This is a genomic window from Desulfocurvus sp. DL1XJH-121 (assembly GCF_054819825.1).
The window spans coordinates 33,209-58,098 of sequence record NZ_JBTVWW010000019.1 but is presented as its reverse complement, the minus strand read 5'-3'; the positions used below and the strand labels follow the sequence as shown (position 1 = coordinate 58,098).

26 protein-coding genes are annotated in these 24,890 nt (G+C 67.5%); 22 read left to right on the top strand and 4 right to left on the bottom strand.

All coding sequences use genetic code 11. The annotated features are described in order from the left end of the window. Positions 1–72 precede the first annotated feature (72 nt). A complete protein-coding gene (locus ACYYG1_RS13085; RefSeq protein WP_461210769.1) occupies positions 73–1,821 on the bottom strand; it encodes an ARMT1-like domain-containing protein in 1,749 nt (582 codons plus the stop codon). 182 nt (positions 1,822–2,003) lie between these two features. On the opposite strand from ACYYG1_RS13085, the gene ACYYG1_RS13080 reads away from it, so the two are divergent. Next, entirely contained in the window at positions 2,004–2,828 is an 825-nt protein-coding gene (locus tag ACYYG1_RS13080; protein ID WP_461210768.1) for a hypothetical protein, read from the top strand. A gap of 7 nt (positions 2,829–2,835) precedes the next feature. Here the strand turns inward: ACYYG1_RS13080 and ACYYG1_RS13075 are convergent, their stop codons facing one another. Genes ACYYG1_RS13075 through ACYYG1_RS13065 form a run of 3 tightly spaced genes read right to left on the bottom strand, consistent with a single transcriptional unit; the run spans position 2,836 to position 5,475 of the window. Beyond that, positions 2,836–3,855, bottom strand: a complete 1,020-nt coding sequence (locus ACYYG1_RS13075) for a glycosyltransferase family 9 protein (RefSeq protein ID WP_461210767.1) — start codon at positions 3,853–3,855, stop codon at positions 2,836–2,838. Next, entirely contained in the window at positions 3,848–4,873 is a 1,026-nt protein-coding gene (locus ACYYG1_RS13070; protein ID WP_461210766.1) for a glycosyltransferase family 9 protein, read from the bottom strand. Before ACYYG1_RS13070 ends, ACYYG1_RS13075 begins: the two co-directional genes overlap by 8 nt. Further along, on the bottom strand, positions 4,870–5,475 hold the full coding sequence (locus ACYYG1_RS13065) for a D-glycero-alpha-D-manno-heptose-1,7-bisphosphate 7-phosphatase (protein ID WP_461210765.1): 606 nt from the start codon (positions 5,473–5,475) through the stop codon (positions 4,870–4,872). Before ACYYG1_RS13065 ends, ACYYG1_RS13070 begins: the two co-directional genes overlap by 4 nt. Positions 5,476–5,760: 285 nt before the next feature. Here ACYYG1_RS13065 and ACYYG1_RS13060 point away from each other — a divergent pair, with 285 nt between their 5' ends. From ACYYG1_RS13060 to hisA, 21 genes are all read left to right on the top strand, one after another. Beyond that, the gene (locus ACYYG1_RS13060; RefSeq protein ID WP_461210764.1) at positions 5,761–6,801 is read left to right on the top strand and encodes a hemolysin family protein; all 1,041 of its coding nucleotides are present in this window, start codon (positions 5,761–5,763) and stop codon (positions 6,799–6,801) included. 171 nt (positions 6,802–6,972) lie between these two features. Next, a complete protein-coding gene (locus ACYYG1_RS13055; protein WP_461210763.1) occupies positions 6,973–7,407 on the top strand; it encodes a cytochrome c maturation protein CcmE in 435 nt (144 codons plus the stop codon). Positions 7,408–7,468: 61 nt separating this feature from the next. Next, positions 7,469–9,340, top strand: coding sequence for a heme lyase CcmF/NrfE family subunit (locus tag ACYYG1_RS13050; RefSeq protein ID WP_461210762.1), 1,872 nt, complete (start codon positions 7,469–7,471; stop codon positions 9,338–9,340). A 79-nt stretch (positions 9,341–9,419) separates the two neighbouring features. Continuing rightward, positions 9,420–10,082, top strand: coding sequence for an ABC transporter ATP-binding protein (locus tag ACYYG1_RS13045; protein ID WP_461210761.1), 663 nt, complete (start codon positions 9,420–9,422; stop codon positions 10,080–10,082). Beyond that, positions 10,079–10,753 (top strand): heme exporter protein CcmB, encoded by a 675-nt coding sequence (locus ACYYG1_RS13040; RefSeq protein ID WP_461210760.1) that lies wholly within the window; start codon positions 10,079–10,081, stop codon positions 10,751–10,753. Before ACYYG1_RS13045 ends, ACYYG1_RS13040 begins: the two co-directional genes overlap by 4 nt. Before the next feature lie 11 nt (positions 10,754–10,764). Beyond that, a complete protein-coding gene (locus tag ACYYG1_RS13035; RefSeq protein WP_461210759.1) occupies positions 10,765–11,541 on the top strand; it encodes an NYN domain-containing protein in 777 nt (258 codons plus the stop codon). Then, positions 11,528–12,208 carry a cytochrome c biogenesis protein CcsA gene (gene ccsA / locus ACYYG1_RS13030; protein WP_461210758.1) on the top strand — a complete coding sequence of 227 codons (681 nt, stop codon included), beginning with the start codon at positions 11,528–11,530 and terminating at the stop codon, positions 12,206–12,208. The genes ACYYG1_RS13035 and ccsA overlap by 14 nt, the downstream gene beginning before the upstream one ends. Positions 12,209–12,263: 55 nt before the next feature. Then, positions 12,264–12,401, top strand: coding sequence for a CcmD family protein (locus ACYYG1_RS13025; protein WP_461210757.1), 138 nt, complete (start codon positions 12,264–12,266; stop codon positions 12,399–12,401). Further along, positions 12,394–13,014, top strand: coding sequence for a tetratricopeptide repeat protein (locus tag ACYYG1_RS13020; protein ID WP_461210756.1), 621 nt, complete (start codon positions 12,394–12,396; stop codon positions 13,012–13,014). Before ACYYG1_RS13025 ends, ACYYG1_RS13020 begins: the two co-directional genes overlap by 8 nt. Positions 13,015–13,284: 270 nt before the next feature. Then, positions 13,285–14,433 carry an ABC transporter substrate-binding protein gene (locus ACYYG1_RS13015; protein ID WP_461210755.1) on the top strand — a complete coding sequence of 383 codons (1,149 nt, stop codon included), beginning with the start codon at positions 13,285–13,287 and terminating at the stop codon, positions 14,431–14,433. A gap of 143 nt (positions 14,434–14,576) precedes the next feature. Then, positions 14,577–15,473 carry a branched-chain amino acid ABC transporter permease gene (locus ACYYG1_RS13010; RefSeq protein ID WP_461210754.1) on the top strand — a complete coding sequence of 299 codons (897 nt, stop codon included), beginning with the start codon at positions 14,577–14,579 and terminating at the stop codon, positions 15,471–15,473. 9 nt (positions 15,474–15,482) lie between these two features. Beyond that, positions 15,483–16,520, top strand: a complete 1,038-nt coding sequence (locus ACYYG1_RS13005) for a branched-chain amino acid ABC transporter permease (protein WP_461210753.1) — start codon at positions 15,483–15,485, stop codon at positions 16,518–16,520. Next, positions 16,504–17,292 (top strand): ABC transporter ATP-binding protein, encoded by a 789-nt coding sequence (locus tag ACYYG1_RS13000; RefSeq protein WP_461210752.1) that lies wholly within the window; start codon positions 16,504–16,506, stop codon positions 17,290–17,292. Before ACYYG1_RS13005 ends, ACYYG1_RS13000 begins: the two co-directional genes overlap by 17 nt. Next, a complete protein-coding gene (locus tag ACYYG1_RS12995; RefSeq protein ID WP_461210751.1) occupies positions 17,285–17,992 on the top strand; it encodes an ABC transporter ATP-binding protein in 708 nt (235 codons plus the stop codon). Before ACYYG1_RS13000 ends, ACYYG1_RS12995 begins: the two co-directional genes overlap by 8 nt. Positions 17,993–18,044: 52 nt before the next feature. Continuing rightward, the gene (gene guaB, locus ACYYG1_RS12990; RefSeq protein ID WP_461210750.1) at positions 18,045–19,571 is read left to right on the top strand and encodes an IMP dehydrogenase; all 1,527 of its coding nucleotides are present in this window, start codon (positions 18,045–18,047) and stop codon (positions 19,569–19,571) included. A 58-nt stretch (positions 19,572–19,629) separates the two neighbouring features. Next, positions 19,630–21,189, top strand: a complete 1,560-nt coding sequence (gene guaA / locus ACYYG1_RS12985) for a glutamine-hydrolyzing GMP synthase (protein ID WP_461210749.1) — start codon at positions 19,630–19,632, stop codon at positions 21,187–21,189. 57 nt (positions 21,190–21,246) lie between these two features. Beyond that, entirely contained in the window at positions 21,247–21,606 is a 360-nt protein-coding gene (locus ACYYG1_RS12980) for a twin-arginine translocase TatA/TatE family subunit (protein ID WP_461210748.1), read from the top strand. 346 nt (positions 21,607–21,952) lie between these two features. Next, positions 21,953–22,717 (top strand): twin-arginine translocase subunit TatC, encoded by a 765-nt coding sequence (tatC, locus tag ACYYG1_RS12975; protein WP_487247197.1) that lies wholly within the window; start codon positions 21,953–21,955, stop codon positions 22,715–22,717. A gap of 120 nt (positions 22,718–22,837) precedes the next feature. Continuing rightward, entirely contained in the window at positions 22,838–23,425 is a 588-nt protein-coding gene (gene hisB / locus ACYYG1_RS12970) for an imidazoleglycerol-phosphate dehydratase HisB (RefSeq protein WP_461210746.1), read from the top strand. Then, a complete protein-coding gene (locus ACYYG1_RS12965) occupies positions 23,425–24,078 on the top strand; it encodes a hypothetical protein (protein WP_461210745.1) in 654 nt (217 codons plus the stop codon). The genes hisB and ACYYG1_RS12965 overlap by 1 nt, the downstream gene beginning before the upstream one ends. Beyond that, positions 24,075–24,806, top strand: coding sequence for a 1-(5-phosphoribosyl)-5-[(5-phosphoribosylamino)methylideneamino]imidazole-4-carboxamide isomerase (gene hisA, locus ACYYG1_RS12960; protein ID WP_461210744.1), 732 nt, complete (start codon positions 24,075–24,077; stop codon positions 24,804–24,806). The genes ACYYG1_RS12965 and hisA overlap by 4 nt, the downstream gene beginning before the upstream one ends. Positions 24,807–24,890 lie beyond the last annotated feature (84 nt).

Here is a 24,890-nt window from a genome sequence, read left to right as displayed (position 1 = left end):
GCGTATCCCAATACGCGAGATTTTGCGGTTTTTGCAGCAACGAAGCAGATCGCGCCTTTGGGGCTGCCTGCGCTAGTTGAGGGCTTCGTCGCTGAACCTGCCCACGCCATACTCGCTGCGCCGGAAGAATTTGTCCGGGCTGGGGCCGATGATCTGCATCTCCGGGTAGCGCTGCTGCATGTCCAGGGCGATGCGCATCTCCTTGGTGCAGCCCGTGGAGTAGGTGGCGTCCTTGCCCGCCCAGACCGGCGGGACCCGGCGGCCCATGAGCTCGAAGCTGCGCTCGATGTCCGCCACGGTCTGGAAGCGCCAGACGTTGAGCCGCCCGCTGCGCTGGACCCGCTCCCACATGAACATCAGGTCGTCGGCGTCCATGCCTTCCTCGAAGTGCTCCGCCGGATTGATGATGAAGGTGTCCTCCAGCTTTTCCCGCAGATGGCGCACGAAGGCGTCCACCACCTTGATGGCCGTGCCCGTCTGCCCGGGGATGGAGCCGATGATGGCGCTGTAGAACATCACGGTGCGGCCCTCGGCCTTGGCCTTGCGCATGGAGGCGATGAGCTCGTCCGCGCGCTCCAGGAGGTGTTGTTCCGAGAATTTGACCACGTGCGCGGCGCGGGGCTTGTGGCGCATGTGGAAGGCCCCGGCCTCGTCGCGGTGGAAGCAGAGCACGTCGCGGGTGAATTCCTGGCCCGTCATGATCAGCCTGCGGTGGTGGGGTTCGCCCTTGGCCAGGATCAGGTCCGCCTCCTTCCAGGCCCGGGCGAAGGTCACGCTCACGCGGTACAGGTTCAGCTCCTCGCGCGTGCCGTCGGAGATGACCAAGAGCGGATGCTCGCGCTGGGCCTGGAGCAGCTCGTTCTTGCTGGCCCGGGGGTTGGCGAAAAGGTGCGCGTTCTCCAGGGCCCCGGCCAGGGCCGGGTCCGCCTCCCAGTCCCAGAAGGTGGGGGAATCGAAGTGGAAGCCCTCCTTGAGGGCCAGGACCACCCGGTGCCCCTGCATGAGCAGGCAGCGGATGACGCGCAGGTCGAAGAGCAGGCCCCCGCTGGTGTCGGGCAGGTAGAGGATGCGCAGGCCGCGCCCCCGTCCCGGCTCGAAGACCCGCTTCAGGCAGTCCAGGGCCCCGGGGTCGCAGAGGTCTGCGTTGCGGATGCCCTCCACGGCGGCCTGGTAGTAGGGGCCGGTCCAGATGTCCGCCATGGTGGAGAGGACGGTCAGGCGCATCATCTCGATCATGTCCAGCTCGAAGCGGAAATCCGAGAAGCGCACGCAGGCCCGGGTCTCGTCCGGACAGATGTTCAGCAGCCGGTCCAGCTCCGGGGAGTCCAGGGCCTCGGCGGCCTGGCGGTTGTGCCGGGCCTTGCGCACCTGGAAGGGGTCCGTGAGCCCGCTCTGGGTCAGGAAGATGGTGATGAAGCGTTTCATCACCCGCGAGGGGATCATGATGGGCGAGGTGCGGATCTGGCGGTATTTGTGGGCGCAGAGCAGGAGGATGCGCTTGCGGTCCGCGCGGTCGGGCACGAATTCGCGCACCAGGCGCGCCAGGGCCAGCCACTTGAGGTTGTATTCGCGGCCCAACTCCGGGTCCAGGCGGGTGTCCAGGAGCAGGGGCAGCCTGCGGTCCGAGAACGGGCCGTAGACCTGGGCCTCGTCGCGCAGGGCCACCATGAAGCGGATCTGCTCGGGCGAGGCGTTCTTGCCCGGGTCGATGGAATGCTCCAGGTTGTTTTCGGTCATGAAATGCAGGAGCCACGCGTCCAGGGACGGCGAACGGCCGTAGCGCAGGTTCTGCGTGGACGTGAAGTCGGAACTGATGGGCATGATCCTGCTCCGTGTCTGCTTTTCCGGGGGGTGGGCCGGATCCTACTCGGAAAATGCACGCAGCTGAATCTTTTTCTGCATGCGAAAACCGTGGCTTGCATGGCCGTCTTGAGACTGTCGCCCCGTCCTGCTATACTGCGCGGCGACGTCTTCGTGTTTCAAACCGCCACGCTGGAATCGCCATGCCCAGGCCTTGTCTTGCCTTGTCTTGTCTGTCGCGCCTTGCCTCGGCCCTGTTTCCGGCTTTCCTGCTCCTGTGCCTGTGTCTTGCGGGGTGCGCGCAAAAGACCGTGCTCTACGGCTACGGGCCGGGCGCCTCGGCCGGGGGCGGGGCGCAGCCGGAGCATGACCTCGCGACCCTGCCCGAGGGCTGGGGCATGGTGGACGTGGAGTGCGCCAAGGGCGTGGGCGAGAAGCGCGGGGAGATGGACACCCTGTTCGGGTGCCTGCTGCACGCCAAGCAGAGCGGAAAGGGCGTTGTGCGCCTGCCCAAGGGTGTCTACCTGGGCCACGTGGCCGAGTTCATCGTCAAGGCCCTGAAGTTCTACCGTCTGGAGTCGCATTTCGAGCGCTTCTACGGCTACCGGGTGGTGATGGTCTTCCGCCCGGCCACGCCCGAGGAGGCGGCCGACAGCACGGACCCGGGCTGGTCCCGCCTGGGCGCTGGGGTCGCCGGGGAGGCCGCCCTGACCCTGTTCGGCGCGCCCCTGGTGCCCATCGTGGCGCCGGTGGCCTTCGCCTTCGAGTCCGTGGACGCGGACATGGAATTCCAGAACTACAAGAAATACGCCCGCGCCAACGGCCTGCCCGAGCCCACCCGCCGGGGCGACGAGATCACCGGCGAAGAGTACAAGCGGCGCTACGAGTCCTATTGGCGGGCCGTGAACGGCGAGAAGGCCGTCCCCGGGGTGGAGTCCCAGTACGTGGTGGAGCGCTGCTACCTGGCGCATTCCCGGGGCGGGTGCCTGCGCCTGGCCAGGAGGCCCGGGGCCTCCGCGATCCGCTGATCCCTGCCTATCCGTTCTGGCGCAGCACGGCCTCGGCCACGTCCGCCGGGTCGATGTCGGCCATGCAGCGCTGGCCGTGGCGGCAGCCGCGTCCCCCGTGCAGGGAGCAGGGGCGGCAGGAGAGGTCCCTTTCCAGGACCGTGTCGTCCGGGCCCGAGGGGTAGAAGCCCCAGGCCCGGGTGGTGGGGCCGAACAGGGCGGCCACGCGCGTGCCCACGGCCGTGGCCAGGTGCATGGGCCCCGAGTCCCCGCTGACCAGCACGTCGCACTGGGCCAGGAGCGCGCAGGTCTGGCGGATGTCCGTGCGGTTGGTGTAGTCCGTGACGCCCTGGAGCGGGGTCTGGCCGCAGAGGGGCGCGGGGTCGCGGCCGATGACGGCCATGCGCCAGCCCGCCCGGTGCAGGCGTCCGGCCAGGTCCAGCCAGTGCTCCTCGGGCCAGCGCTTGCCCGCGTGGGTGGCGTAGGGGTGCAGGGCGGCCAGGGGGCCGTCCGTGCCCGTGGCCGCTGCCAGCCTGCGGCCCACGAGCTTCTCGTCCTCGGAAAGGGTGATGCGCGGGACCAGGGCGCTGGCCGGGGGCGCGGTCCGCTCCACGGCCAGGGCGTAGCGCTGGGGCACGTTCAGGGCCTCCAGGGTCCGGCGCGCCCCGGGCCAGCCCGTGACGCCGTAGAGGCGGCGGGCCAGGGTGAACTTGGGATAGCGCCTCACCGGGCCCTTCCACACCGCGCCCAGCACCAGGGAGCGCATGGTGCCGTGCAGGTCCAGAAGCCCCCAGCCCTGGTAGCGCTCGGCCAGCTGGCGGCAGGCCTGGAGCCAGGCCCGGCCGTCCAGGTTGCCGCTGTCGGGCAGGACCAGCTTCTCCACGGCCGGGTGGCCCGTCAGCGCCGGGGCGAAGGCCTTCTTGGTCAGGAAATGGAAGCTCCAGCCGCGCGTGCGCGCCAGGTGCTCCAGGACTCCGGTGGTCAGGACCACGTCGCCCAGGGCGCTCAGGCGCACCACCAGCCAGCGGTTGGGCAGGGCCTCAGGCACGGGCGGCCTCCAGCTTGCGCCGCACGTCGGCCCAGACCATGTCCGGGGTCACGTCGCGCATGCAGCGGTGGTGCCCCTGGGGGCATTGCCGAGGGCCGTGCAGGGAGCAGGGGCGGCAGGCGAGTTCCGTCTCCAGCACCGTGGAGCCCTCGCCGCGCGGGAAGAAGCCCAGGTCGCGCGCCGTGGGGCCGAACACCGCGCTCACGGGGGTGCCCTGGACCCAGGCCAGGTGCATGGGCCCGGAATCGTTGGTCAGGTAGCAATCCAGCCTCCCCAGGTGGGCGGCCAGCTCGGGCAGGGACAAGGTGCCGGAGATGTCGCGCACCCGCTCGGGACAGCCCGCGCCGCGCGCCACGCGCGCGGCCACGTCCTCCTCGCCCCGGCCGCCGAAAACCAGGACGCGGGCTCCGTCCCGGGCGGCGCGGCCCGCCACCTCGCTGAAATATTCCTCGGGCCACTGCTTGGTGGGCCAAGTGGACCCGGGGTGCACGCCCAGCACCGGGCCGTCCCCGAGTTCCGCGAACAGCTCCCCGGCCCGCTTCACGGCCCGCTCCGGCAGCACCAGGCGCGGCTCGCGCACCAGGGGCACGTTCAGGGGCCCGGCCAGGCGCAGCAGGCGTTCGATCTCGTCCATGCGGCCGAAGGCCCGGTCCACGGTGTGGGTGTAGAAAAAGGCGTTGTACCAGGGCCGGGAATAGCCGATGCGCCGGGGGATGCTGGACCAGCGGGACACCAGGCCGCTGCGCAGGCTGGTGTGGGCGCTGATCCAGAGGTCCAGGCCCATGCGCGCCACGGCGCGGCCCATGCCCCGGGCGCCCTTGGCGCCGGACTGGGCGTCGCGCTTGGCGAAGCCGCGGACCCCGGCCAGTTCGGGCTGGGCCGCGAACAGGGGCTCCAGCCCCGCGCGCACGAAAAAGTGCAGCTCCGCCCCGGGGAAGCCCTGGGCCAAAGTGTGCAGGAGCGGCAGGGTCAGCACCGCGTCGCCCAGAAAGGCCGTGTTCCAGACGCCTATCTTCATGCCCGGCCCCCTTGTTCCAGCAGCCAACGGCTGGCCGCGTCCAGGTCCTCGGCCACGGCGTGTGGCCAGCCCTCGCGGCGTTCGGGAAGCTCCATGCACGGGCCGGTCAGGGGCGGCAGGCCCAGTTTCTCGGCGGATTCCCGGCCCTTGCCCGTGAGGACCAGCACCGTGGCCGCCAGCCCGGCATTGAGGCCCATGGACACGTCGGCGGGCTTGTCGCCCACCATGGCCGTGGCCTGGGCGTCCAGGCCGTGCTCGCGGGCCAGATCCTCCCACATGCCCGTGGCGGGCTTGCGGCAGGCGCAGCCGTCCTCGGGCGCGTGGGGGCAGAAGGCCGCGCCCGCGAGGCGCACCCCGGCCCCGGCCAGGACCTCGTCCAGGCGGGCCTGCACGGCCTGGTGCTCGTCCAGGCCGAAGTAGCCCCGGCCGATGCCCGACTGGTTGCTGGCCAAAAACAGGCGCACCCCGGCCCCGGCCAGACGCGCGAGCCCCCGGGCCGCTCCGGGCAGAAGCTCCACCCCGTCCGGGTCGCTCAGGTAGTGCCGGTCGCGGATGACCGTGCCGTCGCGGTCCAGGATGACGTTTTGTAGCGGTTTCAGCATGCGGGTGAGGATATCCTTTGGGTCGGGTTCCGATCCGGGTCCCTTTGTGAGGCAAGATGTGGCCCTTCGTCAAGGCCGGGAGGGGACGCCCGGCGGTGCGGAGGCCCGCAGCGCGGCGGGTTGTGCAAATTTTGTCTCTTGCGCGGGGGGTGGGCCTTTGGTAGATGGAACGCGAGGACTCATGCACCAACGCGTATCGGACGAACCATACGACCCGGTTCCCCCCGGCATTGGCCGGGGCGGCGACGGTCCTGTTTCCCTTTTCCTCTCGAGGTATCCCGGGCCATGCTGGACCTGATTCTCGCCGTGGGCCTGGCCGTCGGCGTGTCGGCCTTTTGTTCCGTGGCCGAGGCCGTGCTCTATTCCGTGCCCTGGAGCCGCATCGAGCAGCTGCGCAAGGAAGGCAAGGCCTCGGGCAACATCCTCTACGCCCTGCGCACGGACGTGGAGAAGCCCATCGCGGCCATCCTCTCTCTGAACACCATCGCCAACACGGCCGGGGCGGCCATCGCCGGGGCCGCCGCCGCGCGGCTCTTCGGCCAGGATGCCCTGGGCGTGTTCACCGTGGCCTTCACCGTGGTCATCCTGGTGTTCTCGGAAATCCTGCCCAAGACCATGGGCGTGATGTACACGCGCGGTCTGGCCCCGTTCCTGGCGCAGCCCATGCGCGCCCTGGTCTGGGTGCTCTCGCCCCTGGTGGCGCTGCTGGGTCTGGTTTCCGGGCTGGTGCAGCGCAAGAAGGGCGCCCCGCACCACACCGAGGAGGACATCACCGCCCTGGCCACCATGACGCGCCGCTCCGGGGTTCTCAAGCCCTACGAGGAAATGGCCATCAAGGGCGTCCTGGGCCTGGACCGCAAGGTGGTCCGGGAGATCATGACACCGCGCACGGTGGTCTTCTCCCTGCCCGCGGACCTCACTGTGGCCCGCTCCAGGGCGGAGCACGACATCTGGCACCACAGCCGCGTGCCCGTGTACGACGAGGACCCCGAGGAGATCGTGGGCATCGTCTACCGCCGCGACGTGCTGCGGGCCCTGGCCGACGACCGCGACGACGTGCGCATGGCGGACCTCATGAAGCCCGTGAAGTTCGTGCTGGACTCCTTGACCCTGGATAAGGTGCTGATTACGTTTTTGGAATCCCGAATGCATCTGTTCGTGGTCCTGGACGAGTGGGGTGGAGTCGCCGGAGTTGTCTCCCTGGAGGACGTTCTGGAGGAGATCCTGGGCAAGGAAATCATGGACGAAACCGACGAGGTCGCGGACCTCCGGGCGCTGGCGCGCGAACAGCGTGAAAAGCTGGCGCGCGGCGTGAGAAAAGCGTAGCAGACCGTCCACAAACAGCGATCTGCGGCGTCGCTTCGCTGCTGCGAAAATTCAAACCCTCACGTACGGGGAGTACGCTTCGGTCTTGAATTTTTCTTGCGCCTTGCATCTCACTATTTGTGAACGGTCTGCGTAAGATGTTTTTTCAATAATGTGGTAGAGGTTATCATTATGGCCAACAAGAAGAACGGAAAAGGCGTGTACGTGGCTGCCCTCTGCCTGCTGCTCGGCGGGCTGGGCTGGCTGCTGTTCTCCGGCGTGTCGGAAAACAGCGTGTATTTCGTCAACGTCTCCGAGGCGCTGGCCATAGAGCCCGGGAAGCTCTCCAGCGCCCGCCTCTTCGGCGCCGTGGACGCCAGGGACCTCCAGGGAGGCCCCGGGACCATGGGCGTCACCTTCCGCCTGGTGGACAAGGACGACGCCGCCCAGTCCATCATGGTCACCTACACGGGCGCGGTGCCCGACACCTTCAAGCCCGGCGTCGAGGTCATCGTGGAGGGCGGCCTGTCCCCGTCCACGGGCGTGTTCACCGCCAAGACCCTGATGACCAAGTGTCCCTCCAAGTACAAGAAGATTCGCGAAGAGGAAAAGGCGCAGCAGGGCTAGCGCCCGCGCGGTTTTCCGCTGTCCGGGCCTTGGGCCCGGCCTTTGCTCTTAGGGGTATCATATGCAGATGATCGGATTTTTGTGCCTCGTGCTGGCCCTGCTGACCACCCTGGGGCCCGGCCTGGCCTGCGCCTGGGGCCTGGCCAAGCGCCGTTCGGAGCCCGTCCGCCTGGCCGAGGCCGCCCAACTGGGCAGCCTGCTGCTCCTGGCCCTGGCCTCGGCGGTGCTGGTGCGGGCCCTGGTGGCGCGCGACTTCTCCTTCCAGTACGTGGCCTCGTACACGGATTCCTTCCTGCCCCTGTTCTACGCGGTCACGGCCTTCTGGGCCGGGCAGGCCGGGTCCTTCCTGTTCTGGGCCCTGTGCGTGGCGCTCATGGGCGCCCTGTTCGCCCAGACGCGCACCTACGCCGACCTCTCGCCCCAGGCCAAGGCCTGGTTCTGGCTGACCCACTGCGCGGTGCAGGCCTTTTTCCTGATCATCCTGGCCGGTCCGTCCAACCCCTTCCTGACCCTGTCTCCCGCGCCCGCCGAGGGCAACGGCCTGAACCCGCTGTTGCGCAACCCGGGCATGATCTTCCATCCGCCGCTGCTGTTCATCGGCTACGCGGCCTTCACCGTGCCCGCCTGCCTGGCCCTGGCCGTGTGGGTCTCGGGCGATTCCAAGGGCTGGCTCGCGGCCGGGCGCAACTGGAGCCTGACGGCCTGGCTGTTCCTCACGGCGGGCATCGTGCTGGGCGCGTGGTGGTCCTACATGGAGCTGGGCTGGGGCGGCTACTGGGCCTGGGACCCGGTGGAGAACGCCTCCCTGATCCCCTGGCTCTCGGCCACGGCCTTCCTGCACACCGCCGTGATCCAGGTCCGCAGGGGAGCCCTGCACCGGACCAACGTGCTGCTCATCGTCCTGACCCTGTTGCTGTGCTTTTTCGCCACCTACCTGGTGCGCAGCGGGGTCATCGACTCCCTGCACGCCTTCGGCTCCGGCGGGGTGGGCGGGCCGCTGCTGGCCTTCATGGCGGGCATGCTCGCCGTGGGCGCGGCGGTGGCCTGGCTCGGCCGCGACGAGAGCGCCAAGCCCCTGGACGAACTGGTCTCGCGCCAGGGCTTCCTGCTCATGGCCGCGTGGCTGTTCCTGGCCCTGGGCGCGGTGGTGCTTCTGGGCACCATGTGGCCGGTGATCTCCAACATCTGGAGCCCGAATCCCCAGGGCCTGGACGCGGGGTTCTACAACCGGGTCTGCCTGCCGCTGTTCACCCTCGTCGCCGTGTTCCTGGTCTTTTGCCCCTGGCTGGGCTGGAAGGGCGGGCTCAGGGACAAGCGCATGTTCTGGGTGGTCACGGCGGCCGTGGTGCCCCTGGCGGGCATCTTCTGGTCCCTGGGCGTGCGCGAGCCCCTGCCCCTGGTGGCGGCCACCTCGGCCTCGGCCGGGCTGGTGAGCTTCGCGGCCCTGTTCGCCACGGACGCGGGCACCCGCCGCAGCAAGGCCTCCTGGGGCGCCTACGGCGTGCACCTGGGCCTGGCCCTGATGGTCCTGGGCGTGGCCTTTTCCGGGCCCTACAAGCAGGAGCTGCAGGTGGTCCTGGCCCCGGGCGCCACGGCCAGCCTCGGGGGCTACGAGTTCAAGTTCGTTGATTCCCACCAGGAGAGCACCCAGGCCATGGCCGTGTTCGAGGCCGACCTGGAGGTCACGAAGGACGGCAGGCCCGTGGGCCGCCTGAAGCCCCAGCGCCGGGCCTTCCGCAACTTCGACCAGCCCTTCGCCGAAGTCTCGGTTATCCCCTCGCTGGGCGACGAGATCTATTCCACGGTCCTGGGCCACGACGAGCAGGGGGCGGCGTCCTTCAAGCTCTCGGTGAACCCCCTGGTGAACTGGATCTGGATCGGCGGGACCCTCATGACGCTGTTCCCGCTGTTCGCGGTGGGTCGTAAGCGCTAGCAGCCGAAGGAATTATGCGGTATTGGGCCGGAACGGCCCGGAGCCGGATTTCCGCGAGGCGCGCTGCGCCGGAGGCCTGATGTTGATCCGATTGTCGGACGTGTCCAAATTCTACGGGTCCAAGCTCGTGTTCAAGAAGCTCTCCCTGGAGCTGGAGCCGGGCTGCGTGCTGCTTCTGGTGGGGGCCAACGGCGCGGGCAAGTCCACGCTGCTCAGGATCATGGCCGGGCTCTCGCGGCCCAGCGCGGGCCGGGTGGAGATGGACGTGCCGCCCGAAAAGGTCGGTTTCGTGGGCCACAGGACCTTCATCTATCCCAAGCTTTCGGCCCTGGAGAACCTGCGCTTCTGGGCCCGGCTCTACGGCCTGGACTGCGGGGAGGACGCCCTCTTGGCGGCCCTGGAGCGGGTGGACCTGAAGCGCGCGGCCTACGAGGCGGCGGGCGGCTTCTCCCGGGGCATGGCCCAGCGCCTGTCCCTGGCCCGGGCCTTCATGAGCGCGCCGGACCTGCTGTTCCTGGACGAGCCGGGCACGGGCCTGGACCGCCGTTCCCTGGACGTCCTGCGGCGCGAGATCGCCACAGCCCGGGAGCGCGGGGCCGCCGTGGTCTGGATCAGCCACGACGTGGCCGGGGACCTGGCCCGGGCGGACAAGGTCTTCGCCATCGAGGACAGGACCTGCGGCTACTTCGGCCCGGCGGCCGAATACGAGCCCGCCGGGGCCCTGGCCGGGGAGGGCGCATGATCGGCGCGTCCCTGACCCTGGCGCGCAAGGACCTGCGCATCGTGCTGGCCGGCGGGGTGGGTCTGGCCCAGCCCGTGCTCCTGGGGCTGCTCCTTATTTTCGTGTTCAGCCTGGCCCGGCCCACGGGCGAGCTGACCCCGCCCCAGGCCGCCGCCGGGATATTCTGGCTGGCCAGCCTGTTCTCCCAGGTGCTGATCTTCAACACCCTCTACGCCCTGGAGGAGCAGAACGGCACGCGCCTGGCCCTGGTCCTGGCGCCCATGCCCGTGCACGCGGTCTGGCTGGGCAAGGCCCTGGCTGGCTGGCTGCTGCTCCTCGTGGCCCAGGCGGTGTTCTTCCCCGCGGCCGTGGTTTTTCTGGGGCAGGGCGCGGGGGGGGACTGGCTCCAGGCCCTGGCCGCCCTGGCCCTGGTGGACTGGGGCGTGGTCATCCTGGGCGCGCTCCTCGGGGCCCTGGCCCAGGGCCAGGCCGCCAAGGAGAGCCTGCTCACGGTGATCCTGTTCCCGCTGCTGGTGCCCCTGCTCATGGCCGGGGTGCGGGTCTTCGGGTTCCTGTTCGCCGGCGAGGCCGGGGACGCCACGGGCTGGCTGGGCCTGGCCGTGGGCTTCGACGCCCTGTTCTCGGGCGCGGCGCTGTTTTTGTTCCCCTTTGTGTACGGCGGCGAGGAATAAGGAGTAATCGGATGTCGGACTCGGACAAGTTGGCGGTCCTGATAGACGCGGACAACGCGCAGGCCAGCATCGTGGACGAACTGCTCGCGGAGATCGCCAAGTACGGCGTGGCCAACGTCAAGCGGGCCTACGGGGACTGGACCGTGGATACCTTGAAGGGCTGGAAGGAGGTGCTCCACGAGCAGGCCATCCAGCCCATCCAGCAGTTCGCCTACACCAAGGGCAAGAACGCCACGGATTCCGCCCTGATCATCGACGCCATGGACCTGCTGTACTCCCATACTTTCGACGGCTTCTGCCTGGTCTCCAGCGACAGCGATTTCACGCGTTTGGCCACGCGGCTCAGGGAGTCGGGCATGACGGTCTACGGGTTCGGCGAGCGCAAGACCCCCCAGCCCTTCGTCAAGTCGTGCGACAAGTTCGTGTACACCGAGGTGTTCCGCCAGCAGGCCGGGGCGGAGGCCCAGCGCCAGGACGGCGTGGTCCAGAAGGTCGGCACCAAGGACCTGAAGTGCGACACCAAGCTGGTGCAGGCCATGCGCACCGCCGTGGAGGCCGCGTCCAATGACGAGGGCTGGGCCATGCTGAGCACCGTGGGCGGGCAGATCGGCAAGTATTGGTCGGCGTTCGACTCCCGGCACTACGGATACGAGAAATTGAGTGAGCTGGTGAAGGCGATGCAGCTTTTCGACATGGAAATCGAGGAAATGGAAAGTGGCCAGAAGCGGATCCTCATCCGCGACAAGCGCGTGGCGGGCGCCAAGGGAGTGGGCAATGGCGCCAAATAGGAACTGGATCACCCCCGTGGCCCTGGCGGCGGCCCTGGCCCTGTGCGCGGCGCAGTGGTTCGTGTGGTTCTACGCGCCCGTGGAGGCCACCATGGGGCCGGTGCAGAAGATCTTTTATTCCCACATCGCCCTGGCCTGGTGGGCGCTGTTCAGCTTCGTGGTGGTGGGCGTCGCGGGCGTGGGCTTCCTGGTGCGGCGCAGCCCGTTCTGGGACCACCTGGGCGGAGCGGCCTGCGAGGTGGGCGTGGTCTTCGCCGGGACGACCCTGGTGCTGGGCATGCTCTGGGGCCGGGCGTCCTGGGGCGTGTGGTGGACCTGGGACCCCAGGCTGACCACCACCCTGGTGATGTGGTTCGTGTACTGCGCCTATCTCGTGCTGCGGGCCTCGGGCCTGGGCGGCGAGCGCCGGGCCGTGGTCACGGCCGTGGTGGGCGTGGTGGCCGTGCTGGACGTGCCCCTGGTGTTTTTGTCCGCGCGCATGTGGCGCAGCATCCACCCGGCGGTGTTCAAGCGCCAGGGCGGCGGGCTGGAGCCCGAGATGCTCGCGGCCATGTTCGTCTGCCTGGGGGCCTTCGGCCTGCTCTGGCTGGCGCTCACGGCCCTGCGCACGCGGCAGCTGGACATGGAGGAGCGCCTTGAGGCCGCCGCGCGTTCACGGCTCGATTAAGGAATTGAAAAGCGGCCGCCCACGGGGCTGCCGCATTGCAGACAAGGAGACGACCATGGACTACCAGACCTATCTTTTGGCCGCCAACGTGGCCGTGTGGCTGGGCATCGGCGGTTTCGTGGCCCTCTTGGCCGCGCGCCAGAAGGCCCTCGCCGCCCGCGTGCGCCAGATGGAGATGCTTGCCGATGACTAGGAAATCTTCCAGCGGAACCCCGCGCCCCAGCCCGGGCATGCCCGCCCTGTCCACGGGCGCCAAGGCCGTGGCCCTGGCCGTGGCCGCCGGGCTGGCGGCCATGCTGGTCTGGAGCGTGGCCTGGCGGGCGGGCAACCCCTCCCTGGTGGTCCAGCCCAGGCAGCATTCCGCGCCCCCGGCCCAGGCGGAGGGCGACGGCCCGTCCATGGGCATGGTCACGGCGTTGATGCAGAAGCTGGCCGAGAATCCCAAGGACGTGCACGTGCTGCACACCCTGGCCGAGCAGTTCATGCGCATGCAGGCCTGGGACAAGGCCGAGTCGCTGCTGGCGCGCGCCCTGGTGGTGGAGCCGGGCAACGCCTCGGTGCTGAACCTCATGGGCATCTGCGAGTTCAACCTCAAGCGCTACCGCGACGCCGCCGACAAGTTCGAGCTGCTCCTGGGCCTGGAGCCGGACAACCTCATGGCCCGTTTCAACCTGGGCGTGCTCTACGGGCACTACCTGGACGACAAGGCCAAGGGACGCGGGCATTTCCAGGCCGTGGTCGACGCCCCGGGAGTGGACGAGGATCTGCGTCGCGAGGCCGGGGAGGCCCTGAAATCCCTGGATTGAGTTTCGGAACACGAAAAATGCAAACGTCCACTGAAGCAATTCGCTTTAGTGGACGTTTTTGTATGCGCAATGCGCAAAAGATACAGTATGGGTAGTTTTACAAAATGGATGAATGGTTTGACAGTAGAAGGCCTTCGTGGCAGATAATTCCCCTGCGATGAAAGATGTCGGGACTGGATGGGTACTGTTTGTATTGTTTCTGACATTTTGATGAGTTGGGTACGTCGCGCGGCCCACGTTTAACATGCAACATTTCCGTGGAGGTTCGACATGAGGAACGGATGGTGGAAAGCCCTGTTGCTGGCATGCGTGCTGGCGCTGGTCAGTGCTCCCGCGTTTGCCAAGACCGTGAAGATCGCCTGCGCCTCGCCCTTCACCGGGCCCGCCGCCGCCTACGGCGACAACGTCAAGGCCGGCGTGGAGATGAAGGTCGAGGAAGTCAACGCCGCCGGCGGCGTGAACGGCGCTCAGATCGAGGTGGTCTGGATGGACGAGTTGTGCGATCCCAAGGAGGCCGCCACCGTGGCCACCAAGATCGTGCGCGACAAGGATATCGTCGGCATCGTCGGCCATCTCTGCTCCTCGGCCCACTTGGCCGCCCTGCCCACCTACGTGCGCAAGGGCATCGCCGCCATCTCCCCCACCGCCACCAACGTCTCCATCTCGGACCAGAACAAGGACCGCAAGGGCCTCGTCTGGTCCTTCCGCGACGTGTACCGCGACGACCTGCAGGGCGCGTTCCTGGCCGGATACGCCAGCAAGGTCCTGGGCCTGAAGAAGGTCGCCGTGTTCTATGAGAACAACGACTACGGCATCGGCCTCAAGGAGGCCTTCGTGGCCAAGGCCAAGACCCTGGAACTGGGCGTCGTGGGCGAGGAAGCCTACGTGAAGGGCACCACCGACTTCACCCCGCAGCTGACCAAATTGAAGGCCGGCAACCCCGAAGGCATCTTCATCTCCGGCTACTACAACGAGGGCGCGCTCATCGCCGACCAGGCCCACAAGCTGGGCATGGAGGTCATGAAGTTCGGCGCCGACGGCCTGGACAACGCCGACTACATCAAGCTGGCCGGCGCCGCCTCCGAGGGCACCTACCTGACCACCCCGTTTTTGCCCGACGCCGCCAACGACATCGGCAAGAAGTTCCTGGCCGATTTCGAGAAGCGCTACAAGCGCGATGTTGACTACATGAGCGTCAACGCTTATGACGCCGCAGGCATCCTGCTCAAGGCCATCGAAAAGGCCGGGCCGGATCGCGCCAAGATCCGCGATTATCTCGCGGGTATGAACACCCCGGAGAAGGGCTTCATGGGCGCTTCCGGGCTGACCTACTTCAACGAGCATGGCGACGCGCAGAAGCCCGCCTTCGTGAAGATGGTCAAGGACGGCGCCTTCGTCACCGCCAAGCAGCTCGACTAGGGCCGCTTTCGAACAAGACTGTCGAAACAGGCTGGGCGTGCCCAGCCTGTTTCTTATTATTGATTCGGCGGGGCCGAGGCCCTATAAACGATTGACGGGCCCGCACCCGTGCGCGCCACCCCTCAATCCGCGTGGAGAGTCCCTTGCTAGACCAGTTCCTGCCACAGCTCGTCAACGGACTCACCCTGGGCGTGATCTACGCCTTGATAGCCGTGGGCTACACCATGGTCTACGGAGTCATCGAGCTGATCAACTTCGCCCACGGCGAGATATACATGTTCGGCGCGTTCCTCTGCGTGACGTTCATCTCGGTGTTCGGGGCGCCGTTCTACCTGGCCATCGTCATGGCCATGGCCTGCTGCGCCTGCTTCGGCATCATCTTGGACATCATCGCCTACCGTCCCCTGCGCAACGCCCCGCGCCTGGCGGCGCTCATCACCGCCATCGGCATGTCCATATTCCTGCAAAACCTGGCCATGATCATCTGGGGCAGCCGCCCGATGCCCTTCGTGCAGTCGGCCGTTCCCGCCTATCTCAACGAGACCGCCCTGCAGATGGGCGACGTGCACCTGACCTGGCTGCAGGTCTTCATCTTCGTGGTCACCATCACCATGATGTTCGGCCTGTTCTGGATCATCAACCGCACCCGCATCGGCACGGCCATGCGCGCCCTGGCCCAGAACAAGACCGCCGCCGCCCTCATGGGCATCAACGTCAATTTCGTGATCTCCTTCACCTTCGCCCTGGGCTCGGCCTTCGGCGCCATGGCGGGCATACTGGTCAGCGTGTACTACAACACCCTGTACCCCACCATGGGCTACGTGGCGGGGGTCAAGGCCTTCGCCGCCGCCGTCCTCGGCGGCATCGGCTCCGTGCCCGGGGCCATGCTGGGCGGTGTGGTGTTGGGCGTGGCCGAGGCCATGGGCGCGGGCTACGTCTCGTCCCTGTACCGCGACGGCGTGGCCTACGCGGTGATGATCGCGGTGATCCTCTTCAAACCCGCGGGCTTGCTCGGCAAGTCCGTGACGGACAAGGCGTAGGAGGGCGCAATGCAGAAAAAATTATACGCGCTCGTGGCCGTCGCGGCCCTGGTCTACCCCTTGCTGCCGTTTTCCGACGACTACCTGCTGCACGTCATGACCCTGATAATGGTCTACATGGTCCTGGCCATGGGCCTGAACATCGTGCCCGGGTTCTGCGGCCTCTTGGACCTCGGGTTCGTGGGCTTCTACGGCATCGGGGCCTACACCTCGGGGCTCTTGACCATCCACTACGGCATGAGCTTCTGGTTCATCGTGCCCCTGGCCGCCCTGAACGGGGCCCTGTGGGGCATCCTGCTCGGGGCGCCCACATTACGGCTCACGGGCGACTACTTCGCCATCGTGACATTCGGGTTCTCGGAGCTGGTCTGCCTGTTCCTGACCAACGAGATTTGGCTCACGCGCGGCCCCCTGGGCCTGCCGGGCATCGACCCCATCGCCTTCAACTTCGAGTGGCTGAACCCGGACTGGTACTTCGAGTTCGACGGCGAGGTGCCGTATTTCTACCTCGCGGTGCTCATGGTCCTGGTTGTCTTCTTCATCCTGCGCAGGGTGGAGGATTCGCGCCTGGGCCGGGCCTGGTTCGCCATCCGCGAGGACCCGCTGGCCGCGTCCAGCTGCGGCGTGAACATCCTGAACTACAAGGTCATCGCCTTCGCCATCAGCGCGGGCATCGGCGCCCTGGGCGGTTCGTTCTTCGCCCGCTGGCACCTGTTCCTCTCGCCGGACATGTTCAAGTTCTGGGAATCCTTCCTGGTGCTCTGCATGGTGGTCCTGGGCGGGCTGGGCAACATCAGCGGCGCCCTGGTGGGCGCGGTGATCCTGGTCTCCCTGGGCGAAGTCCTGCGCGAGCTCCTGCCGTCCCTCGGCCTGCCCCCGGAGGTCCGTTTCCTGGCCTACGGCCTGGTCATGGTCCTGATCATGCGCTTCAAGCCCGCCGGGTTCTTCCCGGCCATCGCCTCCAGCAGCAAGTCCAATCCCCTGCTGGTGGCCCTTGCGAAGCGAATCAACGGGATAGAAGGAGCGGCCGGTGGAACCGATTCTTAAGATAGACGGCGTGACCAAGCGCTTCGGCGGGCTCATGGCCCTGGCCGAGGTGGATTTCGAGGTGCGCCGCGGCGAGATCATGGGCCTCATCGGCCCCAACGGCGCGGGCAAGACCACCATGTTCAACTGCATCGCCGGGGTCTACAAGCCCACTGGCGGCCGTATCGTGTTCGACGGCGACGGCGGCGACCCGGTGGTGACCAACGGCTTCAAGCCCGAGCGCGTGACCAAGCTGGGCATCGCCCGGACCTTCCAGAACATCCGCCTGTTCCACGACCTGACGGTCCTGGACAACGTGCGCCTGGGCTGCCACTGCCGCTCCAAGGCCAACTTCCTGGGCGCTGTGCTGCGCAGCCGCTCCCAGCGCCGCGAAGAGGCCGAGATCGTGGACAAGTCCATGCGCTGGCTGAGCTTCGTGGGCCTGGAACGCAAGGCCCTGGACGACGCCTCCAGCCTGTCCTACGGGGACCAGCGCCGTCTGGAGATCGCCCGGGCCCTGGCCACGGAGCCCAAGCTGATCATGCTGGACGAGCCCGCAGCGGGCATGAACCCCCAGGAGACCAGGATGCTCGTGGACCTGATCCACAACATCCTGGGCGAGGGCGTCACCGTGGTGCTCATCGAGCACGACATGAAGCTGGTCATGACCATCTGCGAGCGCATCGTGGTCCTGGACCACGGCATGCTCATCGCCGAAGGCCTGCCCGCCGAGATCCGCGAGAACCCCAAGGTCATCGAGGCCTATCTCGGCAGGGGGGCGGCCAATGCTTAGGGTCGACAACATCCACACCTACTACGGCAGCATCCACGCCCTGAAGGGCGTGTCCCTCACGATAAACGAGGGCGAGATCGTGACCCTCATCGGGGCCAACGGCGCCGGAAAGTCCACCACGCTCATGAGCATCTCCGGCGTGACCCGGCCCAAGGAGGGCGGCGTGGCCTTTCTGGGCGAGGACATCACCCGCATGAGCACGGACAGGATCGTGGCCATGGGCGTGACGCAGGTGCCCGAAGGCCGTATGATTTTCCCCGTGCTCACGGTGGAGGAGAACCTGCTGATGGGCGCCTACCTGCGCAGGGACAAGGACGAGGTGCGCCGCGACGAGCGCATGGTCTACGACCTGTTCCCGGTGCTCAGGGAGCGCAGGAAGCAGCACGGCGGCACCCTGTCCGGCGGCGAGCAGCAGATGCTGGCCATGGGCCGGGCGCTGATGGCCAGGCCCAAGCTGCTGCTCCTGGACGAGCCGTCCCTGGGGCTCGCGCCCATCGTGGTGGAGAACATCTTCAAGGTCATCGAAAAGATCAACGCGGCCGGGACCACGGTGCTGCTCGTGGAGCAGAACGCCCAGATGGCCCTGGCCGTCGCCGACAGGGCCTACGTGCTGGCCACCGGCGAAGTCATTATGGAAGGCCCGGCGGACAAGCTCCTCAAGGACCCCAAGGTGCGGGCGGCGTACCTGGGTGAGGACTGATCGCCGGGCGACGCACGCACGAATGGACAAGCCGCCAACGGAGAGAGATTCAATGGACAAGATCGCACACAAGGGGCTGACCTTCGACGACGTGCTCCTGTTGCCCGCCTATTCCGAAGTGCTGCCCGACGCGGTGGACGTGAGCACCTGGCTGGCCCCGGGGCTGCGCCTGAACATCCCGCTCATCAGCGCGGCCATGGACACGGTCACCGAGGCCGAAATGGCCATCGCCATGGCCCGCCAGGGCGGCGCCGGCGTCATCCACAAGAACCTGAGCATCGAGCAGCAGCGCCTGGAGGTGGAGAAGGTCAAGAAATCCGAGTCCGGCATGATCCTGGACCCCGTGACCATCGAACCCGACATCACCGTGGGCCAGGCCCTGTCCGTCATGTCCCAGTACAGGATTTCCGGCCTGCCCGTGGTCAAGGGCGACCGGCTGGTGGGCATCCTCACCAACCGCGACGTGCGCTTCGTCAGCGACCCGGACATCCTGGTGCGCGACGTGATGACCGCCGACCACCTGGTCACCGTGCCCGTGGGCACCACCCTGGACCAGGCCAAGGCCCAGCTCCACGAGCACCGCATCGAGAAGCTCCTGGTGGTGGACGATCAGAACACGCTCAAGGGCCTTCTGACCATCAAGGACATCGAAAAGATCAAGAAGTATCCCATGGCCTGCAAGGACGACCACGGCCGCCTGCGCGTGGGCGCGGCCATCGGCGTGGGCAAGGACCGCGACGAGCGCGCCGCCGCCCTCATCGGCGCGGGCGTGGACTTCCTGGTCCTGGATTCGGCCCACGGCCATTCCGCCAACATCCTGCGCTCCGTGGCCGCGGTGAAGGCCGCCTTCCCCGATGTGGTCCTGGTGGCGGGCAACGTGGCCACCTACGACGGCGCCAAGGCGCTGATCAAGGCCGGGGCGGACACCGTGAAGGTGGGCATCGGCCCCGGCTCCATCTGCACCACCCGCGTGGTGGCCGGCGTGGGCGTGCCCCAGATCACCGCCGTGATGGAGGCCCGCAAGGCCTGCGACGAGGCCGATCGCTGCCTCATCGCCGACGGCGGCATCAAGTTCTCCGGCGACGTGGTCAAGGCCCTGGCCGCCGGCGCGGACTCGGCCATGATGGGCTCCATGTTCGCGGGCACCGAGGAAAGCCCGGGCGAGACCATCCTCTACCAGGGCCGGACCTACAAGATCTATCGCGGCATGGGTTCCATCGACGCCATGCGCGAGGGCAGCTCGGACCGCTACTTCCAGGAGAAGCAGGCCGAGGAGGACAAGAAGGACCAGGCCGTGCATCAGGCCACGCACCAGGGCAAGCTCTCCGACGACTCCAAGAAGCTGGTGCCCGAGGGCATCGTGGGCCGGGTGCCCTACAAGGGCTCCGTGGCCGACAGCATCTACCAGCTGGTGGGCGGCCTGCGTTCGGGCATGGGCTACACGGGCTGCGGCACCATCGAGGAGCTCAAGGAAAAGGCCCAGTTCACCCAGATATCCGCGGCCGGGCTGCGCGAGTCCCACGTCCACGACGTGATCATCACCAAGGAAGCCCCCAACTACCGGGTGGACGCCTACTAGGTCCACCATTCGGCCCGGGCCCCGGCCCGGCAACCATAAGCGAGCGAGGCAACACGCCATGTCACAGACAGACAGCGTCGTCATCCTGGACTACGGGTCCCAGTACACCCAGCTCATCGCGCGACGCGTGCGCGAGGCGGGGGTCTATTCCGAGATCCTGACCTGCGAGGCGACCCTGGACGAGATCAAGGCCCGCGACCCCCAGGCCATCATCCTTTCCGGAGGCCCGGCCAGCGTCATGGAGGAGGATTCCCCCGCGCTGCAGCAGGGCGTCCTGGAACTGGGCCTGCCCGTGTTGGGCATCTGCTACGGAATGCAGCTCCTGGCCCAGGAACTGGGCGGGCGCATCACCGCAAGCGCGGACCGCGAATATGGCCGCGCCCAGCTCACCGTGGCCGCCCAGGAGACCTGCCCCCTGTGGCAGGGCCTCAAGATGAACGGCGCGCACAACGTCTGGATGTCCCACGGCGACCACGTGGACGCGACGCCCCCGGGCTTCGAGGTCCTGGCCTCCACCGAGAGCGTGGAAGTGGCCGCCATGGGCGACCCGGCGCGCAGGATCTACTGCCTGCAGTTCCACCCCGAGGTGGCGCATACCGACGACGGCAGCCTGATCCTCTCCAACTTCCTGTTCAAGGTGGCCGGGCTGACCCCGGGCTGGACCATGAGTTCCTTCGTGGAGTCCAACGTGGCCGAACTGCGCGAGAAGATCGGCGAGGACGAGCATGTGGTCTGCGGCCTGTCCGGCGGCATCGACTCCACGGTGGTGGCGCTGCTCCTGCACAAGGCCATCGGCAAGCGCCTGACCTGCATCTTCGTGGACAACGGGCTGCTCAGGATGAACGAGGGCGAGGAGGTCATCGGCTACCTGCGCGAGCACTTCGACCTGAACCTCGTCTGGGTCCAGGCCCAGGACGAGTTCCTGGGCGAGCTGGCGGGCGTGGACGACCCCGAGAAGAAGCGCAAGATCATCGGCTACAAGTTCATCGAGATCTTCGACCGCGAGGCCGCCAAGATCAAGAACGTGAAATACCTGGCCCAGGGCACCCTGTACCCCGACGTCATCGAGTCCATCAGCTTCAAGGGCGGCCCCAGCGTGGTCATCAAGAGCCACCACAACGTGGGCGGCCTGCCCGAGAAGATGAACCTGAAGCTCGTCGAGCCCCTGCGGGAGCTGTTCAAGGACGAGGTGCGCCGCGTGGCCATGGAGCTGGGCCTGCCCGATTCCATCATCTGGCGCCACCCCTTCCCGGGGCCTGGCCTGGCCATCCGCATCATCGGCGAGATCACCAAGGAGCGCCTGGACATCCTCAGGCGCGCGGACAAGATCGTGCAGGCCGAACTGCACGCCGCCGACTGGTACCGCAAGGTCTGGCAGGGCTTCGCCGTGCTCTTGCCCTTGAAGACCGTCGGGGTTATGGGTGATGGCCGTACCTACGAGAACGTCGTGGCCCTGCGCGTGGTGGACAGCCTCGACGCCATGACGGCGGACTGGACCCGCCTGCCGTCGGAAGTGCTGGCGCGCATGTCCAACCGCATCATCAACGAGGTCAAGGGCGTGAACCGGGTGGTCTTCGACATCTCCTCGAAGCCTCCGGGAACCATCGAATGGGAATAATCCCCGGGCCTTGGCCCGTATAGTCAGCATAGGTGCACCATGTTCGGAATCGGCACAATGGAGCTGCTCGTCATCATGGCGGTGGCGCTCATGGTGGTCGGCCCCAGGAAGCTGCCGCAGATCGCGCGCAGCCTGGGCAAGGCCTTTGGCGAGTTCAAGCGCGTCACCGGTGATGTGAAGCGCACCATCGACGCCGAGGTGGAGCGCGTGGAGCGCCAGGAGCGCACCAAGAAGGCCAAGAGCGAGCTTTTGGCCGAGGACGCCGCCGCCCAGGCGGAGGCGGCATCCTCAGCCGATGCGGCTCCGGCCGCCCAGGACGAGCCCGCCGCCGGGGCCGAGGCCCCGGCGGGCGAGGAAGGCCCCGTGGTCGAGGCCGAGGCCGCCCCGGCCGCCGACGCCGAGCCCAAGCAGGCCTAGCAGATTGTCAAAAAGTCCTTTTACGCAGGCCGTTGAAAAATAGTGAGATGCAAGGCGCAAGAAAAATTCAAGACCGAAGCGTACTCCCGGTACGTGAGGGTTTGAATTTTTCGCAGCAACGCAGCAGATTGCTGTTTTGGGGCGGCCTGCTCGACAACCCTTTAGAGCCGCGCGAGCGCCCATGACCGACGAAGAAAAGACCAGCCCGGAGATGGACGAGGAAACCGCCCTGGCCGAAAGGCCGGAGGGGGACGTCGTCGAAGCCGACCCGGTGGACGACGAGGCCGCCGAGGACGCCGAATCCTCCGAGGACGGGGAGCAGCCCGAGGACGACGAACTCGCCGAGATGGGCCTCATGGACCACCTGGACGAGCTTCGGGTGCGCATGGTGCGCGCGGCCCTGGCCTTCGTGGTGGGCACCTGCGCCTGCTACGCCTTCGCCGAGCAGCTGTTCGGCTATCTCATCATTCCGCTCACCGACGTCATCGGCGAGGGCGAGCATCTGGTCTACACCGGCCTGGCCGAGGGCTTCATCACCTACATCAAGCTGGCGGCCATCGCCGGCTTCTTCGCCACCAGCCCGTTCATCTTCTACCAGTTCTGGGCCTTCGTGGCCCCGGGGCTGTACAAGGAGGAGCGGCGCTGGGTGGTGCCCATCGCCCTGTTCACGGCCCTGTTCTTCGTGGGCGGCTCCCTGTTCGGCTATTTCAAGGTCTTCCCCATCGCCTTCGAATTCTTCGCGGGCTTCGAGACCGAGCACATCAAGCTGCTGCCCGCGGTCAAGGAATACCTGTCCCTGGCCATCAAGCTGCTCTTCGCCTTCGGCTTCGCCTTCGAGCTGCCGCTGGTGATCTTCTTCCTGGCGCGCCTGGGCGTGGTCAGCTCCGAGGGCCTGAGGAAGAAGCGCAAGTACGCAATTCTCATGTCCTTTGTGGTGGGCGCGGCCCTGACCCCGCCGGACCCCTTCTCCCAGGCCCTCATGGCCGGGCCGCTGATCGTCCTCTACGAGATCGGCATCTGGCTGGCCTACTTCTTCGGCAAGAACGAGCCCCGCAAGCTGGCCAAGCAGGCCGAGGCCGACGAGGCCGACGAGGCCGGAGACTCGGCCTGACCGACCCTGTGAAGCATTCCCGAAGGCCGCGCCCAGCGCGGCCTTTGTTTTGACGGAGCGCGGAAAAACAGGCATTCTTGGAAGTCTGTGACGGACAGTCAACTCCGGGAGAACAACGACATGAGCAGCCGCACGGCCAGCTACGAACGGACCACCAGGGAGACCGCCATCGAGGTGCGCCTCGACCTGGACGGCTCCGGCGCCACGGACATCAATACGGGCCTGGGTTTCGCCGACCACATGCTGACCCTGTTCGCCCATTGGGCGGGCATGGACCTGGCGCTTTCCTGCAAGGGCGACCTGGACGTGGACGCCCACCACTCCCTGGAGGACGTGGGCCTCTGCCTGGGCCAGGCCCTGGCCGACGCCCTGGGCGACAAGGCCGGCATCGCCCGCGTGGGCAACGCCCGCGTGCCCATGGACGAGGCCCTCACCGACGTTTCCATCGACATTTCGGGCCGCCCCTATCTGGTCTATCTGGACGAGGCCGTCCCGGCCCTGATCGCGGGCGAGGAAAAGGACGTCTGGCGCGAGTTCTTCAAGTCCGTGGCCCAGCGCGCGGGCATGAACCTGCACGTCAATTTCCTCTATGGCCGCAACGGACATCATCTGCTCGAAAGCGCCTTCAAGGGCTTCGGCCTGGCCCTGCGCCAGGCGGCCGGCATCGCCCGCCGGGGCGTTCTGAGCACCAAGGGGAGTCTGGACTGATGAACATCCTTCGCCGCATGGTTTTCCTGTTGCTGGCGGTCGCGTGCGCCGCGTCCCTCGTGGCGGGGTGCAGGCGTTCCTCGGCCCCCGTGGAAGGTCCCCAGGGCACCCTGGGCGTGGCCGGGTTCTTCCTGCCCCAGGGCGGCCGCGAGATGCTCGCCGGGTACCTGCCCGAGGAGCGGACCCCCGTGACCCACAAGGTGCTGGTCGGGCTGGACAAGACCCTGGCCGAGCAACTCAAGGAAACCGGCCCCGCCACCTGGATGGGGGCCGCGGCCGTGCGCCAGTGCCAGGAGGAGCTCCTGGCCAAGGACAACGGCTCCCCGCGCGGCAACGCCCTGGACCATTGGCTGGCCGTGGGCGAGTGCGCGGGCGTGGACTGGCTGCTCGTGCCCCAGCTGACCTATTGGCGCGAGCGCGACGGCAGCGAGGTGTCCGTGCGCCAGGCCGCGTCCGTGACCCTGGACCTGTTCCTGGTCAACGTGCGCGAGAAGGGTCTGGGCGGGCGCTACCATTTCGAGGAAACCCAGCTCTCCCTGAGCGAGAACCTCCTCGGCGCGCGCAAGTTCATGCGCCGGGGCGGCAAATGGATAACCGCCATGGAGCTGGCCCGCGAGGGGCTGGCCCAGGGATTGGAGGAGTTCGGCCTGTGATTGTTTTTCCCGCCGTGGACATCAAGGACGGCCAGTGCGTGCGCCTCAAGCAGGGGCTGGCCGACCAGGTCACCGTGTTCGCCGACGACCCCAGCGAAATGGCCCATCACTGGGCCAACCTGGACGCCCGCTATCTGCACGTGGTGGACCTGGACGGCGCGTTTTCCGGCCGTCCCAAGAATTACGACCTCATCCGTCGCCTGTGCGCGCTCCTGGAGATCCCCGTGCAGCTCGGGGGCGGCATTCGCGACCTCACGACCGCCCAGGCCTACATCGACGCCGGGGTCACGCGCCTGATCATCGGCACCATGGCCCTGGACGAGCCCGAGGCCTTCGGCGAACTGTGCGAGGCCCTGCCCGGCAAGGTGGGCGTGTCCCTGGACGCCGTGGACGGCCGCCTCAAGACCAAGGGCTGGGTGGAGGACTCGGGCCAGACCGTGTTCGACGTCATCCCCCGGCTGGAGGAGCAGGGCGCGGCCTTCATCGTCTACACGGACATCAGCCGCGACGGCATGCAGACCGGCGTGAACGTTGAGGCCCTGGAAAAGCTCTGCGAGGCCACCAGCCTGCCGGTCATCGCCGCGGGCGGCGTGGCCACCCTGGCCGACATCCAGGCCCTGTACCCCCTGTGCGCCAAGGGCCTGGAAGGGGCCATCACCGGCCGGGCCATCTACGAGGGCTCCCTGAGCCTCACCGAGGCTCAGGAGTGGATAGACGCCCAGGGGTAGGGGAGGCCTCCGGCGGCTCAAGGGGGTAACCCCCCTAGCGCTGCTGTCCTCATCCCTAGGGCCGGATGACGGCCCAAGGGCTGA

Coding starts and splice junctions, on each gene's coding strand:
- ACYYG1_RS13055 (WP_461210763.1), top strand. CDS start 6,973: ATGGCCAACAAGAAGAACGGAAAAGGCGTGTACGTGGCTGCCCTCTGC.
- ACYYG1_RS13015 (WP_461210755.1), top strand. CDS start 13,285: ATGAGGAACGGATGGTGGAAAGCCCTGTTGCTGGCATGCGTGCTGGCG.
- ACYYG1_RS13045 (WP_461210761.1), top strand. CDS start 9,420: ATGTTGATCCGATTGTCGGACGTGTCCAAATTCTACGGGTCCAAGCTC.
- hisB (WP_461210746.1), top strand. CDS start 22,838: ATGAGCAGCCGCACGGCCAGCTACGAACGGACCACCAGGGAGACCGCC.
- guaA (WP_461210749.1), top strand. CDS start 19,630: ATGTCACAGACAGACAGCGTCGTCATCCTGGACTACGGGTCCCAGTAC.
- ACYYG1_RS13020 (WP_461210756.1), top strand. CDS start 12,394: ATGACTAGGAAATCTTCCAGCGGAACCCCGCGCCCCAGCCCGGGCATG.
- ACYYG1_RS12965 (WP_461210745.1), top strand. CDS start 23,425: ATGAACATCCTTCGCCGCATGGTTTTCCTGTTGCTGGCGGTCGCGTGC.
- ACYYG1_RS13085 (WP_461210769.1), bottom strand. CDS start 1,821: ATGCCCATCAGTTCCGACTTCACGTCCACGCAGAACCTGCGCTACGGC.
- ACYYG1_RS13070 (WP_461210766.1), bottom strand. CDS start 4,873: ATGAAGATAGGCGTCTGGAACACGGCCTTTCTGGGCGACGCGGTGCTG.
- ACYYG1_RS13050 (WP_461210762.1), top strand. CDS start 7,469: ATGCAGATGATCGGATTTTTGTGCCTCGTGCTGGCCCTGCTGACCACC.
- ACYYG1_RS13040 (WP_461210760.1), top strand. CDS start 10,079: ATGATCGGCGCGTCCCTGACCCTGGCGCGCAAGGACCTGCGCATCGTG.
- tatC (WP_487247197.1), top strand. CDS start 21,953: ATGGGCCTCATGGACCACCTGGACGAGCTTCGGGTGCGCATGGTGCGC.
- ACYYG1_RS13060 (WP_461210764.1), top strand. CDS start 5,761: ATGCTGGACCTGATTCTCGCCGTGGGCCTGGCCGTCGGCGTGTCGGCC.
- ccsA (WP_461210758.1), top strand. CDS start 11,528: ATGGCGCCAAATAGGAACTGGATCACCCCCGTGGCCCTGGCGGCGGCC.
- ACYYG1_RS13035 (WP_461210759.1), top strand. CDS start 10,765: ATGTCGGACTCGGACAAGTTGGCGGTCCTGATAGACGCGGACAACGCG.
- ACYYG1_RS13025 (WP_461210757.1), top strand. CDS start 12,264: ATGGACTACCAGACCTATCTTTTGGCCGCCAACGTGGCCGTGTGGCTG.
- ACYYG1_RS13005 (WP_461210753.1), top strand. CDS start 15,483: ATGCAGAAAAAATTATACGCGCTCGTGGCCGTCGCGGCCCTGGTCTAC.
- ACYYG1_RS13065 (WP_461210765.1), bottom strand. CDS start 5,475: ATGCTGAAACCGCTACAAAACGTCATCCTGGACCGCGACGGCACGGTC.
- guaB (WP_461210750.1), top strand. CDS start 18,045: ATGGACAAGATCGCACACAAGGGGCTGACCTTCGACGACGTGCTCCTG.
- ACYYG1_RS13080 (WP_461210768.1), top strand. CDS start 2,004: ATGCCCAGGCCTTGTCTTGCCTTGTCTTGTCTGTCGCGCCTTGCCTCG.
- ACYYG1_RS12980 (WP_461210748.1), top strand. CDS start 21,247: ATGGAGCTGCTCGTCATCATGGCGGTGGCGCTCATGGTGGTCGGCCCC.
- ACYYG1_RS12995 (WP_461210751.1), top strand. CDS start 17,285: ATGCTTAGGGTCGACAACATCCACACCTACTACGGCAGCATCCACGCC.